General features: G+C 56.2%; 15 protein-coding genes and 3 pseudogenes. 2 read left to right on the plus strand and 16 right to left on the minus strand.

Features of this window, described 5'->3' with window-relative positions:
* Positions 1-33 precede the first annotated feature (33 nt).
* The 8 genes and pseudogenes from HZY77_RS03775 to HZY77_RS03805 form a co-directional block, all read right to left on the minus strand.
* Positions 34-1461 carry a CopD family protein gene (locus tag HZY77_RS03775; RefSeq protein ID WP_296818895.1) on the minus strand — a complete coding sequence of 476 codons (1428 nt, stop codon included), beginning with the start codon at positions 1459-1461 and terminating at the stop codon, positions 34-36.
* 476 nt (positions 1462-1937) lie between these two features.
* A pseudogene (locus HZY77_RS03780) lies at positions 1938-2425 on the minus strand (copper resistance CopC family protein).
* Between the two features lie 199 nt (positions 2426-2624).
* Positions 2625-3707, minus strand: coding sequence for an ABC transporter substrate-binding protein (locus tag HZY77_RS03785; protein WP_296818900.1), 1083 nt, complete (start codon positions 3705-3707; stop codon positions 2625-2627).
* A gap of 462 nt (positions 3708-4169) precedes the next feature.
* Positions 4170-4682 (minus strand): pentapeptide repeat-containing protein, encoded by a 513-nt coding sequence (locus HZY77_RS03790; RefSeq protein ID WP_296818902.1) that lies wholly within the window; start codon positions 4680-4682, stop codon positions 4170-4172.
* Positions 4683-4780: 98 nt separating this feature from the next.
* Entirely contained in the window at positions 4781-5296 is a 516-nt protein-coding gene (locus tag HZY77_RS03795) for a hypothetical protein (protein WP_296818904.1), read from the minus strand.
* 303 nt (positions 5297-5599) lie between these two features.
* Positions 5600-5758: an integrase core domain-containing protein gene (locus HZY77_RS17735; protein WP_363154596.1), complete on the minus strand. Its 159-nt coding sequence runs from the start codon at positions 5756-5758 to the stop codon at positions 5600-5602.
* 557 nt (positions 5759-6315) lie between these two features.
* Positions 6316-6780 carry an OsmC family protein gene (locus HZY77_RS03800; protein ID WP_296818906.1) on the minus strand — a complete coding sequence of 155 codons (465 nt, stop codon included), beginning with the start codon at positions 6778-6780 and terminating at the stop codon, positions 6316-6318.
* Between the two features lie 132 nt (positions 6781-6912).
* A complete protein-coding gene (locus tag HZY77_RS03805; protein WP_296818908.1) occupies positions 6913-7842 on the minus strand; it encodes a transporter in 930 nt (309 codons plus the stop codon).
* 487 nt (positions 7843-8329) lie between these two features.
* On the opposite strand from HZY77_RS03805, the gene HZY77_RS03810 reads away from it, so the two are divergent.
* Positions 8330-9583 carry an IS256-like element ISMaq7 family transposase gene (locus tag HZY77_RS03810; RefSeq protein WP_296816209.1) on the plus strand — a complete coding sequence of 418 codons (1254 nt, stop codon included), beginning with the start codon at positions 8330-8332 and terminating at the stop codon, positions 9581-9583.
* Between the two features lie 29 nt (positions 9584-9612).
* Here the strand turns inward: HZY77_RS03810 and HZY77_RS03815 are convergent.
* The 7 genes and pseudogenes from HZY77_RS03815 to HZY77_RS03845 form a co-directional block, all read right to left on the minus strand.
* Positions 9613-9741 (minus strand): annotated as a pseudogene (locus HZY77_RS03815) (CoA-transferase); the annotation flags it as partial.
* Positions 9742-10048: 307 nt separating this feature from the next.
* A complete protein-coding gene (locus HZY77_RS03820; RefSeq protein ID WP_363154280.1) occupies positions 10049-10384 on the minus strand; it encodes a heme-binding protein in 336 nt (111 codons plus the stop codon).
* Between the two features lie 736 nt (positions 10385-11120).
* Entirely contained in the window at positions 11121-12701 is a 1581-nt protein-coding gene (locus HZY77_RS03825; protein ID WP_212628921.1) for an IS91 family transposase, read from the minus strand.
* Positions 12702-12976: 275 nt separating this feature from the next.
* Positions 12977-13945 (minus strand): agmatinase, encoded by a 969-nt coding sequence (gene speB, locus HZY77_RS03830; RefSeq protein ID WP_296818912.1) that lies wholly within the window; start codon positions 13943-13945, stop codon positions 12977-12979.
* Between the two features lie 23 nt (positions 13946-13968).
* Positions 13969-14580, minus strand: coding sequence for a TfuA-like protein (locus tag HZY77_RS03835; protein ID WP_296816214.1), 612 nt, complete (start codon positions 14578-14580; stop codon positions 13969-13971).
* Positions 14581-14598: 18 nt separating this feature from the next.
* Positions 14599-15219 carry a 3-oxoacid CoA-transferase subunit B gene (locus HZY77_RS03840; RefSeq protein ID WP_296818915.1) on the minus strand — a complete coding sequence of 207 codons (621 nt, stop codon included), beginning with the start codon at positions 15217-15219 and terminating at the stop codon, positions 14599-14601.
* Positions 15220-15243: 24 nt separating this feature from the next.
* Positions 15244-15834: pseudogene (locus tag HZY77_RS03845) on the minus strand (CoA transferase subunit A); the annotation flags it as partial.
* Positions 15835-15931: 97 nt separating this feature from the next.
* Here HZY77_RS03845 and HZY77_RS03850 point away from each other — a divergent pair.
* Positions 15932-17185, plus strand: coding sequence for an IS256-like element ISMaq7 family transposase (locus tag HZY77_RS03850; RefSeq protein ID WP_296816209.1), 1254 nt, complete (start codon positions 15932-15934; stop codon positions 17183-17185).
* On the opposite strand, the gene HZY77_RS03855 is transcribed toward HZY77_RS03850, so the two are convergent.
* The gene (locus HZY77_RS03855) at positions 17161-18210 is read right to left on the minus strand and encodes a 2Fe-2S iron-sulfur cluster binding domain-containing protein (RefSeq protein ID WP_296818919.1); all 1050 of its coding nucleotides are present in this window, start codon (positions 18208-18210) and stop codon (positions 17161-17163) included. The genes HZY77_RS03850 and HZY77_RS03855 overlap by 25 nt on opposite strands.
* Positions 18211-18237 lie beyond the last annotated feature (27 nt).

Raw genomic sequence — 18237 nt, forward strand, 5'->3', positions numbered from 1 at the left:
CAATCCGATTACTGGATTAGTAGACTAAATAGATCAATGGACATGGACTTCAGGCAATGGGGGCGTTTNTTCCTGATTGAGCCGTTCCACTTGAGCTAGGACAGCTCTCACGTCATTCGTATCTATTTCATCCTTCCGCCATATTGCCCGTATGTAGCCCTGTCGATCAATCAGCAGTTCCGCATGCAATTCTCCCGGCACAAACAGCCCGTAAGTCGTGTTGATCTCGGTATTGCCACTTGTCACGATCGGAAATACCATGGCAGGTTCGTCTCCCAGTTTCGCGATAGGGTTGTCTATAGGCTGCCGCGAAACCGCCACGATCTCGACACCCATAGAAGAGAGCGTTCCATATCTAAGGGCAAGCGAGCGCAGCCTTTCCTGGGATTCCGGCAGATTGTAAAGTACCAGCAAGACTATGCGCCTATTTTTATAGTCATACAGCGAAAGCGGTGTCAGCGGTCCGATCGATATAGCGAAGTCCGGCGCGACCAACCAAGGGTTCTCAAAGTCTATCTCAGATCCGATTGTTCGTGATTCGGACGCACTGATTTGCGCACGCATGAAATTCACGACATGCCAACGATCCGTCTCCGCCAACGGATGATCGAAATCCGATAGCCCTTCTTGCTCTGGCAATCCGTTGCTTACGAACCAGAACAAATCTCCGGGAGTTAGCCACTTGGACGCTTCGGATTCAATATATCTGGTGGAACAGGGAGTGCAGTCTTGCTGGTAGATTGCCTTTCCTTTGACAATAGAACGGGCATCATAGCTGACAGGCGGACGAACAAATGATGTCGGATAAGCGACGACGATTGCCGCCACAGATAGACACGCCATCCAACCGGCAAGAAAGTATAGGCGTCGACGGCCCGAAACACGGATGGCCGCTAACAGGGTGAATAAGGCAAGAATGCGCAGTATGACCGATTGCACCGAAAGTTGAGAAAGGAAAACCTGCTCAAGCCGGACCAACGAAAGTCTGATGGGCAACGGCCATATCGGATCGTTATGGATCGCCGGTACCGACAATGTCATCGCCACGGCAAATCCGAGCAAGATGAGAAGCAGCATCGCTTCACTTGCAATGTAGTACGCCATCCTTTGAGAAATGGTCGTTGTTGGCGGCGATGCATGTACTATTTTAGGATCGCATAGCAACTGGCGCACCTTAGCCGCCAACAACAACGCTGGAACAAGGATTGCAATCTTCGCAAGAAGCAGGCGGCCATGTGTTGTCCCGATTATGCCGACAAAATTATCGCCTAGAAGCCAGGCGGAAACGAAGCCAGTCCCGGCGATGACAACCACGGCGATGAGCGCAACATGAGAAAAGCGCCGGATCGCCCGCAGAGCATACGGGTCAGGCACGGTGCGGCCGACATTAACGCTATGGAGCAGATATGCCAGTGACGGCAATGCTCCGAACCAGACACCAACGGCCAGCAGATGTAGCATGTCGAGACTTTGAGGCCACTGCGAGTCCGGCAAGGCAGCTATATGTCCGGAAGATCCCGCAAGACCGAGAGCGGTCGCAGATAGCAGAAATGCGGTGCTTCGAGCCGCAAACCAATCTGAAAATCTCGTAACATCACAGGGAGTCAGGAGAAAAAAACAGTNAACAATAAGCAACCCATTGCGTGTCATCCATACTTGACCAGGCCAAGTATGGAACATGGCTTTTCCCAAGGCGCTTAGCTCAACTGCAGCTGCTGGACGGCCCTCGAACACTGCTGTGCGAACAGCGAGCCACACGATCCCGGATGCCACAGCTACTACCGATAGCCATCGGCAGGCAGAAAGAATTCGACGTTCCCACGGAGAAGCAATAGTGTCAGAGGGCCTACCCGCAAGCAAAAGCAAGAAAGTGGTACCCGTGAGAAACACGCATGCCGCAAGGTGTACCCACAGAGCGCCGAAATTAATAACGGTAATTATTGTATAGTGAATGTGAAGCGCCCCTCAGTCACGTGAGAATCGACTGAGAGCACACGCCAGATCACTGTATAGATTCCCTTTTTAGCGGGCGTAGCGAGGCTCTGATGAGAATAGGGTTAGTGCGGTCAACGTGATTGTCTTTATTATCTACCCGCTGCCCGCTACCGTTCAAAACGCGAACAGAACTGTACGCACCTTCAATTTTCTCAGAGAAGAAAAGCTTGATCTCTGACGGAGCCCGTTTGAGCAGGCTTTCGACCGCAGGTTCTGCGTGCTCCAGACCACTGTGTGCCATTGCGATACTTGTCATGGCGAAATACAACGTACCGATGAAAAATACTACATTCGCCACGTTTTGCAAGTGCACAGCGATCCGCTCCGTTGTCATTATGCGCCCCAGTTGTGCCTCAAATAGTGTGGCAACAATCAAATCCAGTCGAACCGTTAAACATATTTTACAGTCAGCCGACCCCATTGCCGGCATCCGATAACTCGCATCCACTACCCACCGACACACCTCTGAGGAAGCACACGTTTCGACGGCGACGCTGGTTGATGAACCATTTGATTAAGTAAGATAGAGTTTCCTACCAACTCGAGTGGCTAGCCACGGCATTGGCCGTCCTCTCAGGCGAGGCCGAGGCCCCGCCTGAGAGGACGAACTCTCTCCCACCAAATTAAGGTTAGGCCATAATGTTGTCGGTAATCTGAGCCGCGAACTTAGCTTTATCCACGCTGGCTGACATAACCTTTACTTCCTTCATATCGTCGATTGAGTCTGCGACTTCACCCCGTAGATCCTTTCCAAGCGGATGACGCCGTAGCGGCAACGCCGCAAGTACTGAGGTGAGATTCTCTGCCGAATACCCGGGTTTGTATTTGTTGACATAAAACTCCGCAACCTCCCTCGGCATCGCAGACGTATAGTCGTAGGCTTCAAGAATGGTGGTGGTTACCTTCCGTACCACATCACGATTGTTACGGAGGAACTCGTTATTGACTCCAAGAACGCAGCAGGTACGATTTTCATAATGACCCGTCTGCGTGTTAGCGACTTCTCGCATGTCAAATTGCTTCTTGTTCAGATAAGCCAATGAATCCAAGGTGGCGAGTGCGTCGGCCTTGCCGCTGTTAACAGCCTCGCCCAGCTTGTCGTAAGGAACCGCGACCCATTTCACGTCATTGTGGGGATCAAGCCCCGCTTTGGCCACCGTCACCAGGAAAGCCAAGTATGCAACGTCGCCGATCCCCCGACNCGCGATCGTCTTGCCTTTCAGGTCCGCCACCGTCGCGATCTCCGACGACTTCGAAACGAGGATACGCTGGCAACCATCATGCGTACCAGCGATAATCTTCACGCCAGCCTTCTGCTTGTATATTGGATCGAGCCAATCGACCAAGAGGTGGGAGGCCATATCGACCTTTCCTGTGTCCATCGCCCTGATCTGATCGTCACCAACGATGCCGAGATAAACTAGTTCGAGATCAATGCCCTGTTTCGCAAACATGCCTTTCTCGATCGCGAACGACATCGGTGCATGGCAAGATGCAGGTTCCGCCCAAGCCAAGCGAACTTTTTGAGTGCNGCCTGTTTTCATTTTCCCAGGTTCGCCGGCGTAAGCGGAACCGACGGAACCGGATGCCCCGAGAACTAGCGGCAGCCCGCCGGCGGCGGCGATTGCCCCGCCCACCGCGAGAGTCTTTAGCGCGACGCGACGCGATATCATGCCTACGGCTTTTTGACCATTGTTGCTACTATTTTTCATGACCATTACCCCTTAAATAAAAAAATTAACTTCTCCGATGCACTTCTGTCGCTCTGATTCCATTTTTAGCAGGTTTATTGTGCCCGGCAGTCACTGATACTCGCAACACTCACCCTACAGTTACCACCCTATCAGGACTTATCATGAAAGCACTTCAATTTAACGATCAAACCGTACAGCAACAATATACAAAGTTGACCAGAAATAACAATTAGGAGCATCACCCATGTGACTAAGGGTTATTCCTGTAAATTGAGTTATCTGGCCGACGCCTACCTGATTTTTAGTAACATTCAGCCAGCTTTAGAGTCCGTGGGTAATGTTGACGTAATCCACGACTTTATTGACTTCCGTGTCGGTCAGAATCCCGTTCTTGCCGAATGGCAGCATCGCCGTGTCGAGGTTGGCTCGCGTAGCATCGATCTGTCCATACAGCTTCCTTCGATCGGGGAAAGACAGTCGTCATTCGTACAAATCGGTGCGGCTCAGATTCGCGCCTGTCAGGATGGCCCCTTCCATATTGGAATATTCCAGCTTGGCCCCGGAAAAATCGGCACGTGCCAGATTGGCCATGTTTAGATTGGCCCGGCTCGATACCGCCCGCGTCAGGTTGACGCCGCCCATATCCGCAGCACTCAAGTTGGCCCCGCCGATAACCGCGCCACTCAGGTTAGCCCCGGTCAGTTTGGCTTGATAGAGCGTGGCACCCGTCAGATAGGCGCCGGCAAGATTGGCCCGGGACAGATCAGCCTGGGACAGATCAGCCCCCATGAGATTGAGGCCGGACAGATCAACCCCGGACAGGTCGCATTTCACGCAGGCATTGGTCGCAAGCAATCGGTCGCGGCTGTCCCTGTGCGGGACCGTCGTTTGAGCGGTCGCCGCATGCGCCATCGCCGCGGTCGCCGCCAGGAATGCCAAGCCTGCGATCTGGCCGGCCCGAGAGAACCAATACCTGGGTTGTGCCATCTGCATGTCTGCTCTCCTCTCCCGCTAACCGCCGATACCTGTCTGCACCGGAAAGCACAGCTCATCATGCAGTCGCAGATACATCATGATTCCAGGTTCGCGGCTCAATGCTTTCCCGCGTGATCCGCCTTCAAGTCGCCCAGCAGATAGCGAACCTGCAAAGGTTTTTGTCCCTTCATCGTCACGGTCAGGACGATCTTGGTACCGGCAGCAGGCCTGATCCGGGAATCCTTTCCTGCCAGTTCGTTGATGCCGGCCGGATTCAATTTCACCGTCATGGTTTGCGTGCCCGCGATGAAATGCAGGCTGGCGTTCGCACCCTGGGTCGATTGGGGCGCATCACCATGGTCGGTGACCCATACCTGGACCTCGCCATCCTTCACCACCAATTCGAAGTGATACATCTCCGCCATGCGCAGCAAACCGCCGTGGTCGCCCTTGATGGTGGCCAGATATTCGTTACTGTGGGCCAGCGCCGCAGTCGGCAGGCNCAACGCAGACAGCAGACCCAGGCAGGCAATCCAGCGCATTGCCGAGGCGAATGTATTCGCGATCGTTTTGATCGTGCCATTGGCCGACAATAGGGAACCGGTCGGCAGGCTGCGAATCCCTAGACGCATAGAAACGCCTTCAGAGCTCAGCACGTCGTTGGGTGCCACATGCATATCCCGCTTCAAGTTATGCCCCTTACTTGATGAGGCGCATGGTCGCCGCTGTGGAAGGAATTGCTTGCGTCGGACCGCCTATTAGGTGCGTGCCCATCGTGTCCACATTGACACAAAGCACCATCCTTGCCATCCGCCAACACCGCGCTAACGGGTATTGCAAGCAGCCCCAACGCGAAAGAGCTGGCCCCGCCGTGCAAAGTGCAGAAACGACGCGTCGCTTCTCCAGCCCACCTGATACCGTTGTTGCCTTAGATTTCATCTGTAAATTCTCCTGTTGTAAATACTGGATAGCCATTCATAGCGAACCGTCCTATTGAACCGTTCGACGTAGGCATTCTGTTGCGGCTTGCTCGNGTGGATGTACTCGAGTTTGATGCCCCATTGACCTGCCCACTCGACGATCGCCGTGCTCAGCTACCCCGGGCCATTGTNCGCCGTAGCACCAGGGGCAGCGCGCCAGCCAATGATCTGTTTAAGCGCACGGATGACGCGCTCCGAGGACAGCGAAAAGTCGATATCAACACACAGCGCTTCATGGTTGAAGTCGTCGACCACGTTTAGCACACGAAATATTGNACGTCCGTCGGCAAGTTGATCGCATATGAGGTTCATCGGCCATACTCGGTTGGCGCGGGTCGGCACGATCAACTGTGCTGGCGACTGCCTGTCCAGTCNTTCCAGTGGTTTGATTCTCAAGTTCAATCGAACTCGCGTTAGATCTGACACCACGCGCTTGTGGTTCCAACCACACCCCCAGATGTGGTGCAANNCCTTGGGCACATACCGGTAGCATGTCTAGCTGACACGGAACGCTCTTGTACTGCACGCTGGGTCATCTCGCAAAGCCGATATCCGAAATGGCCTCACCACTTTTTCGGACACCCCAACACGATTTCGGCCTTGAGCTTCTCTTCGAGTACATCTTGTTGTGTAGCCGCGCGTCTCGGCTTTGCACTCTTTTATTTTTGCTTTTACTCAGGCAAGCGAAGACTGGTCCAGTTCATCTTGTATTTGACACCCGATGCCCGAAAAAGAGTTGCAATAGGACAACGTCGCTCAATCTCACTAGTAAAGTGTTCGAAATCGCCGTCTGACAAATTATTCTCGACTGAAACAGTGAGCTCGACATCCCTGAAATTGGAAACACCTTGCTCCCCGAAGACCAACACGGAGTTGTCTAGATTGGATGTGAGTTTAACATCCCACGCGCCAAGCTTCATGCCTTTCATGCCGGTCGAGACGATTTTCCCTGTAACTTGGGTGCAAGACAGCAGAGAGGCAAGGACGATGTCCAGAGGACTCAGGTAGGACTCGGTGCCGCCAAAGGCTGGATGGCCCTCGATATTTAAGACATGCTTAGAACCCTGAAAAGAGACAGAACACAAAACACCAGTTCCAGTACCGTGCAACGAGAATGGAATAACCGAGCCTGCCATTTGAGTAACCTCCTATTTAGTTTAGTTGCCTAATTGCATACCGCATACCTATATCCTTACGATAGATGCAGTCACAGCACGATAGTTTTCTCACAAAAGCAACGAATGTGTAATTTGAAGCCTTAGAGCTTCTCAGAACGCTTTTACCATACGCAAGTTAACGCGGGAATCTTCCTTAAAGCCATTTTCGACGTGAATGTCCTGGCCATAGACCGCTAGCAACTGAATGCTTGGTGTAACCCAGTAGCCGGCACCAACAGAAAATTTTGACTTCTTCTGCTCATCATTTTGACTTACACCATTGATCTCCCTTTCCCCGCCCCATTCATACGACAAACTTCCCAAAAGGTGAAATCCGTCTGTAATGTTGTAACGTAAGTGGGCTTGAGTTTGGTAATACCGATCTTGGCTCAAGGTGCCATTTGTCGCATTGGCCTGATTGTTATTCCCGAAAANAGTCACATCGGCGGTAAGATCCAAACTCAGATTTTCGGTAAGCCCTTGTGCCAATCCAGTTTGCAACGTCCATTTCCAGCGATTTTCGCCCAGATTGAGGGCGCTGTTTTTATCGTAACTTCCCGTAGGAACGAAGAGGAAGTGTGCAACGCCCCAGTTAGTCCCTTTTCTGTCTGCTGATTTAAGCCAAATTCCTTGAGACAGGATTAAATCAGCAGCCCCATCGGACTTACCCAGTCCGCTCGCGCTGCCTTTTCCCTCAAGGTNGCCAAACGGTAGGATGACCTGGTTCAACGCCGTATAATCGCCGAGTTTAAACCAATGAACTCCGCGCAGAATTGCGATATCAGCATCGAGCTTATTATTACCTGGCAATTTGTTGCCATTCGCATAAAGCGAATCTCGAGTTGAATGTTGAAAATATAGTAAAGCCAGATTTGTACCCGGGGGGCGACAAAATCCCCGCGTCGATATCGAAGGCGTGTGNNCGCTCATCGGAAAACAAATAATCGCAGCAGACGCGACACTCGCAAAAGTAGAAGCTGTACTGTAAGTCCACCCTAACATCGAGCTTTTCTTTAAACTGCATGTAGTTTTTGTTTTCATGGATTACCACCCTTCCTTAAAAAATTAATCAAAGTTCACTTAAACCAAAAATAAAATCCCAAATTTTTGATGTTTAATGATTGCAGCTCGAATGGGAATTCGGCCGTAAGCCGATTATGACGCGCACGAAATCCCATGCCGGGATCCCACGTAATTTCACGTAGAACGCGAATGAAATCCCTACACCATTAACGCGCTGACGATGATGGCCCGTCTATTGGTACGAGCCTGTAGTTGAATCAGGGAATTCACCTATATCCCCGACTGGCACTGATGTGCCGTTTGAACTGACTCAGAACATTCGAAACAATTAAACGCGCCCACCCTGCATATGCGATGCGTCGATAAACTTGTCGTAAAAAATATGCTCAGACTTCACCCCGGCGCGACGAGTTATGGTCATTTCTGGTGTACGGGAAGGTAGAAAGGATGGCGTATCCTGTTGATTGATCACGCCAGATCAACAACCAACAGAAGGTGATACGCCATGGCCAAGTCTACCCTGAAGACTCTTCCACAACCAGAAAAAGACGTTATTGATCCGCTGACCGAGCTGCTGCGGACTGGGGCACGGGAGCTGATCGCACAGGCCGTCGAGGCCGAGCTTCAGGCGCTTCTGGATCAGCATGCCGAGCACCGGCTCCCGGATGGCCGTCAGGCCGTCGTGCGCAATGGCTATTTGCCTGAGCGTACTGTCCAGACCGGCATCGGCAATGTCGACATCAAGGTGCCGAAAGTACGGGATCGGAGTGGTTCCGGGGTTCGCTTCAACAGCACCTTGCTGCCGCCGTACCTGAAGCGAGCCCGGAGTGTGGAGGAAGTGCTTCCCTGGCTGTACCTGAAGGGTGTGAGCACCGGCGATTACCAAGAGGCACTGGCCGCGTTGCTGGGTGATCAGGCCAGGGGCTTGTCGGCCAACACCATCAGTCGCTTGAAGCAGCACTGGATCGATGAGCACCGGGAGTGGTGTCAGCGAGATTTGAGCCAAAGCCGCTACGTGTACTGGTGGGCCGACGGCGTATACAGCAACGTGCGCATGGATGACCGCCTCTGCCTGCTGGTGATCATCGGCGTGACGGAGCATGGGCGCAAGGAGCTGGTTGCGGTTGAGGACGGCTACCGAGAGTCGGAGGCCAGCTGGTCAGAACTGCTGTCGGGACTGCGGGCCCGGGGCCTGACGACCAGCCCGAAGCTGGCCATCGGCGACGGCGCTTTGGGCTTCTGGAAAGCACTGGCCAAGTGCTATCCGGACACCCGCCATCAGCGCTGCTGGGTGCACAAGACGGCGAACATCCTGTCCGCGCTGCCAAAGTCGGTGCAACCGAAAGTCAAGGCGGCGCTGCATGAGATCTGGATGGCCGAGACGCGGGCTGACGCACACAAGGCCTTTGACCGGACTCTGGTTCGCTTCGAGTCGAAGTATCCCGGCGCCATGGAACGGCTGCGCAAGGATCGTGAGGAGCTGCTGGCCTTCTACGACTTCCCGGCAGAACACTGGATCCATATCCGGACGACCAATCCGATCGAATCGACGTTTTCGACGGTGCGCCTGAGAAGCAAGAGAGCGCGGAACTGCGGCTCCCGAGAGACCACGCTGGCGATGGTCTACAAGCTACTGGAAACCGCGCAGAAGCGCTGGAAACGGATCAAGGGATTTGATCTGCTGGCCCTCGTGGTCAACAACGTGAAGTTCAAGGACGGCGAGCAAGTACAGGATCAATCAGACAGGAACGCGGCTTGATGCCCATACACCAGATTTGACAATAACTCGTCACGCAGCGCATCAATGAGCAGTTCGGGGACGCCGCATAAGCCGAAGCCGCCTACTGCCAATAGCTGGTTGTCGGCCACGACGCCTCGAAGCGCCTCGGCAGCACTGGGATACATCTTGTTCAAAATTGCCTCCTGGATAAAGAACTCAACCCGCCCATCGCCAAGCGGGCTACAAACATAGGTGGGCTGCGCATGGCACCGCGTTGCGCAGGAATTAGCGAAAGATTAACGACGGACCAACTGCGCAGACCTGGAACCTGTCGAGACTTCTAGCCATACCTCCCGCAATTTCGGCCATAACCGTTATTCGTTGCCACCAGTCGATGCTTGGCGGATCACTCCACGCTTGAGCAGCAGCTCGATTTGCTTCTCCGACAGACCCGCTTCGTCCAACACCTCTCGGTTAGCACCGAACGGTAACGAGTAGTTGCTGTCACATGTCGTCAAACATCAGGCGTTCCTCAACTGCCTTCAATGCCTTACGTACACACCTTTCATCATCTTCCCCGGTTGGTGCACCACTAACACTGGCCGCGCCGAGAAAGCTGCCGTCAGCGGCTTCGATGCGTACAGCGCCCGCTTCTGAGAGTGTGATACCAATGTGATCAAGTTTCTCGGCCAGGTCCTTCGCATTACGTACGAATTCGCCGGAGTCTACCCCTGACATGACAACTGTATTAGCAGTCCGCATAGCGATTTCGATCATTATGCGCGGGGCGAATACGTCACGCAGGATCGCCACTGGATCGCCATTCCGATCGACCACCACCGCCGCAACTTGATAGCCGGTTTCGCGGCATGCCTCGAGCGCTCTGGGCTATGTCACGGGCTATCTCCACGGACATCCTCTTAACGGTGAACGTATCATCGCCCACAGCCATAGTCGGCCCCATGAGTACTCCAACCAGCGCCGATGCTCCGATGAACATTAGATTTCGACGTAGGACGGATGTTCTTTGTTTCAACTGCATCTGCTAGTCCTCATGTTGTTGACGGGGATAGGAAATCCAACCGCATGAGCACAAGTATAGCACACGTTTGGATGGCAGGTTCATTCTATCGGGTGTATTTCGATCATGGTCGCGGGTCATTCGGATTCTCCAATATTCAGTCGTGGCGTTTCAGGCGTTTTGATCAGCAAGCTGCCGGTCGGGGATAGGAAATCCAACCGCATGAGCACAAGTATAGCACACGTTTGGATGGCAGGTTCATTCTATCGGGTGTATTTCGATCATGGTCGCGGGTCATTCGGATTCTCCAATATTCAGTCGTGGCGTTTCAGGCGTTTTGATCAGCAAGCTGCCGGTCGGGGATAGGAAATCCAACCGCATGAGCACAAGTATAGCACACGTTTGGGGCGTCTCAGGCATGCACACAGGGGACTGCTGGGTTGATTTCTCAAAGCCAGTTGCCCGAGATTTTTCGGTATGACCCGTTTTTGGCGGTGACAGGCGCAGCGCTGCCTCGCAACGTTGGCAAAACCACTGTTAACCGCTGTTGCCACCCTACCAACTGACGCGCTGATCGACCTCGAAGTCCGGGGCCGGTTGGGTCGCTTCATCCCAGTCTGGGGCTGGCTCCACGCCCTCTGCGGCTTGCGCGTCGCACTCGTCCCACAGTGGCGGCCCGCGTGCCGGGGTGATGTGCGGCGGCTCCGTCTCCACCCCGATGTGCTCCAGTATTTGGCGGATATCGGCACTGTGTGTGATGAAGGCGATGATGTGCATTTGCCCGCCGCAGATGGGGCACAGCAGCGGGAACACCTCGTAGATACGGGCCATCAGCACCGCCCACAAATAGTGCGCCGGGCGCTTGGGTGGCACCGGCTGGGCGGGCTCGGTCTGGGTTGGCAGTGGGCTTCTTACCCCAAGTGCGCCCTCGCCTGCAGCCGTGCTGGCTGGCTCGGCTTGCACCTGCGCCGGTTTCACCGCTGCATCACGCGCCAGCGCCGTGACGGCAGGCCTCAAGGGTGAGTTCGGTGCCAGCACGCCAAAGTAGCGGTGGCGGTGCGTGCGCGGCGGGGGCACCAGCTTGGCGATACGTTCAATCAGCTCCAGCGGGGTGAGGGTGATCTCATCGGCCTTTACGCCGCGCTTGTTGTGAGGCAGGCTGCCGGGCTCGCTGTGCTGCTTGGCGCAGCGGTAGACCAGCTCGCTGCCCGCTTTGCGCAGCCGCTCCATGGCAAACGGCGGGCGGGCGCAGTAGCGCAGCAGCCGCTCCAGCCCGGCGCGGTCGTGCGCCGCTATGCACACGCTGGTGTCCACCGAAAACCCGCTGTGCTTGTAGCCCAGCATCTCTTGGGCCTCGAAACTCTCCAGCAGGCCCCGTCCGACAAAGGCGCGCAGGATGCGTTTGCGTAAGCTGGCCTGCACCTGACCCACGGCATCCGCAGTCACGCCGGTGGCGGGGTGGAAGATGATGCGCGATGGTGAGCTTTGAGAAGCTGCATCAGCAGCATCGACCTCCTCGCCCGCCACTTCCTCAAACACGCCATCGACTGCGCAGACATGGAAGTGCACATGCTCGTTCAGACTGGAGCCAAAGCGGTGGATGAAGGCGACTGCGCCTATGTGCAGTGCTGCCTTGTCCACATTGGCCGCACCAGGGCTGTTGGCTTGCAGCGTTTGCGCGATGACGCGTAGGAAGATGCGCAGCACCATGCCCAGCACCGGGCCCTCTCGCTGCATGTAGTACCGCAGCCGTTTGGGCACCGACAGCACCCACTGGCGCACCGGCAGGCGGGGAAACACATGGTCGGTGAGGTGTGCCGCCGTCTCAGCCATGCGCCGGGTGTTGCATGAGGGGCAGACACCCCTGCCTTTGCACGAGAAGGCGACCAGGAAGTCGTGTCCGCAGTCGTCGCAGCGGGCGCGGGCAAAGCCGTGGGCGAAGATGCCGCACTCCAGATATTTCTCGAACGCTTTGCGCACGTAGGGCCTGGGGCTGTGGTGGTCGCCCTGGCCCTCAAATTGACCCTCGCAAGCCAGCTCCAGCCAGCTCTCGTAGTGCTCGGCCACGGTTTGGTAGAGCAGAGTGCGTTCGGGGTGGCGGGGGTTGTAGCGCTTGGGTTTGGCGGTGGCTGGCATGAATACTGCGCAAATATTTCCAGGGTCGGGCCTTCCGCGCCGTGGCCTGGTAGGCGAAGGTGAGCGCCGCGCAAATGGGCTCCAGGGATTCCTGTCCCACGCTCCAGATCGTGGCCCTTGAAGTCTCGCTCGGAGGGACGGGAACGCAGCCGAAATGTTCTTCGTAGAACTTTGCCAGGCTGCGCCAGTCCTTGCAATCAGGTTGGTGTGTCCGTATTTCACGCCAGAAATCATGGGGCTCTCCTGTAGGTTGTGGTTCATGGATCTGGCCGAGGTCAGCGTGACTTCTCGGCCAGTATTTGAAGGTAGTGCTGCACCACCGCTGCCCCCGCGAGCGCTGTGATGTCAGCATGGTCATAGGGCGGCGACACCTCGACGAGATCCATGCCGCGCCAGTCAAGGTCGCGCAGTTCCCACAGGGCGAGCAGAGCGTCGATGGAAGCCAGCCCGCCAATGACGGGCGTACCGGTACCTGGGGCGAAGGCCGGGTCGAGCGCATCGATGTCGAATGACAGATAGGCCGGAGCAGTTCCCACTCTTTCTCGGATCCGCTGGGCAATTCCAGTGGCGCCCAGCCTGCGCGCCTCATGAGCGTTGATGATCTCGATGCCGAAATCATTGGGGGCGATGGTCCGGACGCCGACCTGGATTGAGCGATGTGTGTCGATGGCTCCCTCTGCTTTGGCCCGCGTGACAAAGGCCCCATGCGACTGACCACCGCCATCCTTCCATGTGTCTTGATGGGCATCGAACTGCACCAGGGCCAGTGGCCCATGTCTCTGCGCATGGGCGCGCAGCAGCGGTAGCGCGATCGAATGGTCTCCGCCCAAGGTAATCAGATGGGTTCCCGTCGCAAGAATCTCGGCGGCCTGAGCCTGGATGAGTTCGGGCACGCGTTCAAGGTGGCGGAAATCGAATGAGCAGTCGCCCCAATCCACAACGGCAAGCTTGTCGAAGGGATCATGACCAGAGGGAAACTGCGGGTCGCCATTGAAGATGGCCGATGCCCGGCGCATGGCCTGCGGCCCGAAGCGCGCGCCGGGGCGGTTGGAGGTCGCCGCATCGAAGGGGACGCCCCAGATTGCCACGTCCACTCCCGCCAGATCGCGGCTGAAGCGCCGTCTCATGAAGGAAAGCGCACCGGAATATGTCGGCTCGCGGGAGCCACCATGCAGGTCGCCCAGGAAAGNCGTTATCTGTCGGCCGAGGGCGAATGCGGATTTTGAACTGGACGGGTCTGTCACAACGGGCTCCCTATGGCGCAAGTTCATTCAACTACGAGCGGGCATTTATCCAATGACTGGAGCAGGTGGACGGCGTCCTCCCGCTTTACATCCATGAGCCGTGCAGTTGCCGGCAATTTCATGCCGGCATGGGCTGCCGCATCTTCTATGCGCTCCCAATTGCGGGCGTCAAGCGGAATGCGTGAGAGTTCATGCACTACGGCATCGAGTTTTTCCGAGCTGGCGTTCTGTTCCCAGCAGTAAACGACGGCATTGATCAATGGGGTCGTCAATGGCCTGAGTTGGTCGGCGGTATAGAGCGCCATGATCAGATTCACCAGATCCGTATCCAGACCCCGCAGTACCTCGTATATCCGGCCATAGCCTCTCAGCCCCTTGTGTTCCAGCTCGACGGCCAATACGGCCCCCAAGCTCGATACGCCGTGAATTACCAGGCCGCGATCCAGTGCCCTGACCACCTCTGCACCAGACAGCCGCTGGTCACTGTCGAGGATGCCGTCGATGATGACGACCAGCGCTGGGGAGGCAATGGCATCGAGGTCGCCTTGGACAATCGGCCCGCGATAATCCGCATCAAGGATTTGCTGGGCTTCTGCCACCGCTAGGCTCAATCCCAGGAATACGATCGACTTCATGCTGGCCGGAAAGCAGTCTTACTGCAAAAGTGGAACGCCCGTCTTTTCCTGGATCTCCTGGAAGGTCACGCCATCGGCCAGTTCGATGAGCTTCAGCCCCTGCGGCGTCACATCCATCACGCCCAAGTCCGTAATGATTCGATCGACGACGCCTAATCCGGTCAGCGGCAGCGTGCATGACGGCAGGATCTTCAGGTCGGTGGTGCCGTCCTTCGTCCGCGCCACGTGTTCCATCAGCACGATGACCCGTTTCACCCCAGCCACCAAGTCCATGGCCCCGCCCATACCTTTCACCATCTTGCCTGGGATCATCCAGTTGGCAAGATCACNCTGCTTGCTCACCTGCATGGCGCCCAGAATGGACACGTTGATTTTTCCTCCTCGGATCATGGCAAAACTCTGATCCGTGCCAAAGAAGGATGAACCCGGGATGGTTGTTACGGTCTGCTTGCCGGCATTGATCAAGTCCGCATCCACTTGGTCTTCCGTGGGAAAGGGGCCGATTCCCAGCAGGCCGTTTTCGCTTTGCAGCCAGACCTCAATGTCACTGGGCACATGGTTGGCCACCAGAGTGGGGATGCCGATGCCGAGATTGACATAAAAGCCATCCTGAAGTTCTTTGGCTGCCCGCGCAGCCATCTGATCCTTTGTCCATGCCANTGTTCAATCTCCCGATTTCTGAGTCACCGTGCGGTGTTCAATGTGTTTGTTGGGGTCCGGGTTATGGACGATGCGGTGTACATAGATGCCCGGGAGATGCACATCGTCAGGAGCCAGTTCTCCGTTCTCGACGATCTTCTCCGCTTCGACAATGGTGATTTTTCCCGCCGTGGCCACGGCCGGATTGAAGCCGCGCGCGGTCATGCGAAAGCGCAGGTTTCCGGATTTGTCGGCTATATGTGCCTTCACCAAAGACACATCCGGGAAGAACGACTCCTCCATCACATAGGTCTCGCCATTGAACACACGTGTCTCTTTGCCTTCAGCCACTACCGTGCCCACACCCGTCCTTGTGAAGAATGCAGGGATGCCGGCGCCCCNCGCTCGCAGCTTCTCGGCCAAAGTACCTTGGGNGGTGAATTCCAGCTCCAGCTCACCTGCAAGATACTGGCGCTCGAACTCCTTGTTCTCGCCAACGTAGGATGAATACATCTTCTTGATCTGCCGCGACAGCAACAACTTGCCAAGGCCGAGTCCGTNTGCCCCCGCATTGTTGGAGATCACTGAGAGGTTTTGTACGCCGCTGTCACGCAGGAGTTATGGTCATTTCTGGTGTACGGGAAGGTAGAAAGGATGGCGTATCCTGTTGATTGATCACGCCAGATCAACAACCAACAGAAGGTGATACGCCATGGCCAAGTCTACCCTGAAGACTCTTCCACAACCAGAAAAAGACGTTATTGATCCGCTGACCGAGCTGCTGCGGACTGGGGCACGGGAGCTGATCGCACAGGCCGTCGAGGCCGAGCTTCAGGCGCTTCTGGATCAGCATGCCGAGCACCGGCTCCCGGATGGCCGTCAGGCCGTCGTGCGCAATGGCTATTTGCCTGAGCGTACTGTCCAGACCGGCATCGGCAATGTCGACATCAAGGTGCCGAAAGTACGGGATCGGAGTGGTTCCGGGGTTCGCTTCAACAGCACCTTGCTGCCGCCGTACCTGAAGCGAGCCCGGAGTGTGGAGGAAGTGCTTCCCTGGCTGTACCTGAAGGGTGTGAGCACCGGCGATTACCAAGAGGCACTGGCCGCGTTGCTGGGTGATCAGGCCAGGGGCTTGTCGGCCAACACCATCAGTCGCTTGAAGCAGCACTGGATCGATGAGCACCGGGAGTGGTGTCAGCGAGATTTGAGCCAAAGCCGCTACGTGTACTGGTGGGCCGACGGCGTATACAGCAACGTGCGCATGGATGACCGCCTCTGCCTGCTGGTGATCATCGGCGTGACGGAGCATGGGCGCAAGGAGCTGGTTGCGGTTGAGGACGGCTACCGAGAGTCGGAGGCCAGCTGGTCAGAACTGCTGTCGGGACTGCGGGCCCGGGGCCTGACGACCAGCCCGAAGCTGGCCATCGGCGACGGCGCTTTGGGCTTCTGGAAAGCACTGGCCAAGTGCTATCCGGACACCCGCCATCAGCGCTGCTGGGTGCACAAGACGGCGAACATCCTGTCCGCGCTGCCAAAGTCGGTGCAACCGAAAGTCAAGGCGGCGCTGCATGAGATCTGGATGGCCGAGACGCGGGCTGACGCACACAAGGCCTTTGACCGGACTCTGGTTCGCTTCGAGTCGAAGTATCCCGGCGCCATGGAACGGCTGCGCAAGGATCGTGAGGAGCTGCTGGCCTTCTACGACTTCCCGGCAGAACACTGGATCCATATCCGGACGACCAATCCGATCGAATCGACGTTTTCGACGGTGCGCCTGAGAAGCAAGAGAGCGCGGAACTGCGGCTCCCGAGAGACCACGCTGGCGATGGTCTACAAGCTACTGGAAACCGCGCAGAAGCGCTGGAAACGGATCAAGGGATTTGATCTGCTGGCCCTCGTGGTCAACAACGTGAAGTTCAAGGACGGCGAGCAAGTACAGGATCAATCAGACAGGAACGCGGCTTGATGCCCATACACCAGATTTGACAATAACTCGGCGCGACTCAGGCACTCAATCGCACTGTCGATCATGGCTGGCGGCCCGCACAAATAGGCATGGCTGTTGGGCAAGTCAAATGCGTCAGCCGACAAAATATCGGTACAGTGGCCGCGCAGACCACTCCAGTCGCTATCGTCTGGCTCGCGTGACAATACCGGAATGAAGTTGAAATGGCCGTTGCCGCGCGCCTTGATCTGCTTCATTTCATCCAAGCAATACAGATCGTCGCGCGTGCGTGCGCCGAACACATAGGTGACCTGTCGCTGAAAGCCCTGACTCGACACCTGCTCCAGCAGGGCCTTGATCGGTGCCATGCCGCTTCCGCCAGCAATGCACAGCATGGGCGCCGTGGAGTCGCGCAGCCAGAAGGAGCCATAGGGGCCCGCGACGCTGACCCGTTGTCCTTCCTGATTGGCGGTATGTAGCCAGCTGGTCATCTCGCCGTCAGGCACATGTCGGATGAAAAAGCTGACATGGCCGGACTGCTCGTTCTCGGGTGCGCTGGCAAAGGAATAGGAACGCGGCTTCTCAATCAGGCCAGGGACCGACAATTCGGCATATTGTCCTGCCAGGTAGGCAGGCATGGCTTCGTCGAGACGGATACGCACCTCTAGGATGTCATGGGTCAGCGGCCGCGCTTGGACAATCACGCCACCCACGCTCTTCGGCTGCGACAATGCGATTGCCGGCTTGTCCAGTGCGACCTCGATCTCGACGTCGCTGCGTAGCCTGCTCTGACAGGCTAGTATCATGCCGGCGTCCATTTCTTCGCCAGTGAGGACGTAGCTGAAATCGTTGAGCGGCTTGATTTTTCCACTCACCAGACGGCACCGGCACTGCCCACAGCTGCCGACCCGGCAATTGTGTGGCCAAGCCAATCCCTGATCCAATGCTGCCTTGAGCAGATTGTCGCCGGCGCCGACTTCGATGGTGTCACCGCTGGTGGTGATACGAGCCCGATGGGGCCCCTTGCGGGCAANAAATCCAAACACGATGCAACTCCTTGTGCGAAACGTTAG

It is taken from the genome of Thiobacillus sp. (genome assembly GCF_013693775.1).
Classification (GTDB): Bacteria; Pseudomonadota; Gammaproteobacteria; order Burkholderiales; family Thiobacillaceae; genus Thiobacillus.

What these genes read in the sequence shown, in the direction of transcription:
- HZY77_RS03790 (WP_296818902.1), bottom strand. Translation starts at nt 4,682, where the DNA reads ATGCAGATGGCACAACCCAGGTATTGGTTCTCTCGGGCCGGCCAGATC.
- HZY77_RS03800 (WP_296818906.1), bottom strand. Translation starts at nt 6,780, where the DNA reads ATGGCAGGCTCGGTTATTCCATTCTCGTTGCACGGTACTGGAACTGGT.
- HZY77_RS03810 (WP_296816209.1), top strand. Translation starts at nt 8,330, where the DNA reads ATGGCCAAGTCTACCCTGAAGACTCTTCCACAACCAGAAAAAGACGTT.
- HZY77_RS03825 (WP_212628921.1), bottom strand. Translation starts at nt 12,701, where the DNA reads ATGCCAGCCACCGCCAAACCCAAGCGCTACAACCCCCGCCACCCCGAA.
- HZY77_RS03835 (WP_296816214.1), bottom strand. Translation starts at nt 14,580, where the DNA reads ATGAAGTCGATCGTATTCCTGGGATTGAGCCTAGCGGTGGCAGAAGCC.
- HZY77_RS03850 (WP_296816209.1), top strand. Translation starts at nt 15,932, where the DNA reads ATGGCCAAGTCTACCCTGAAGACTCTTCCACAACCAGAAAAAGACGTT.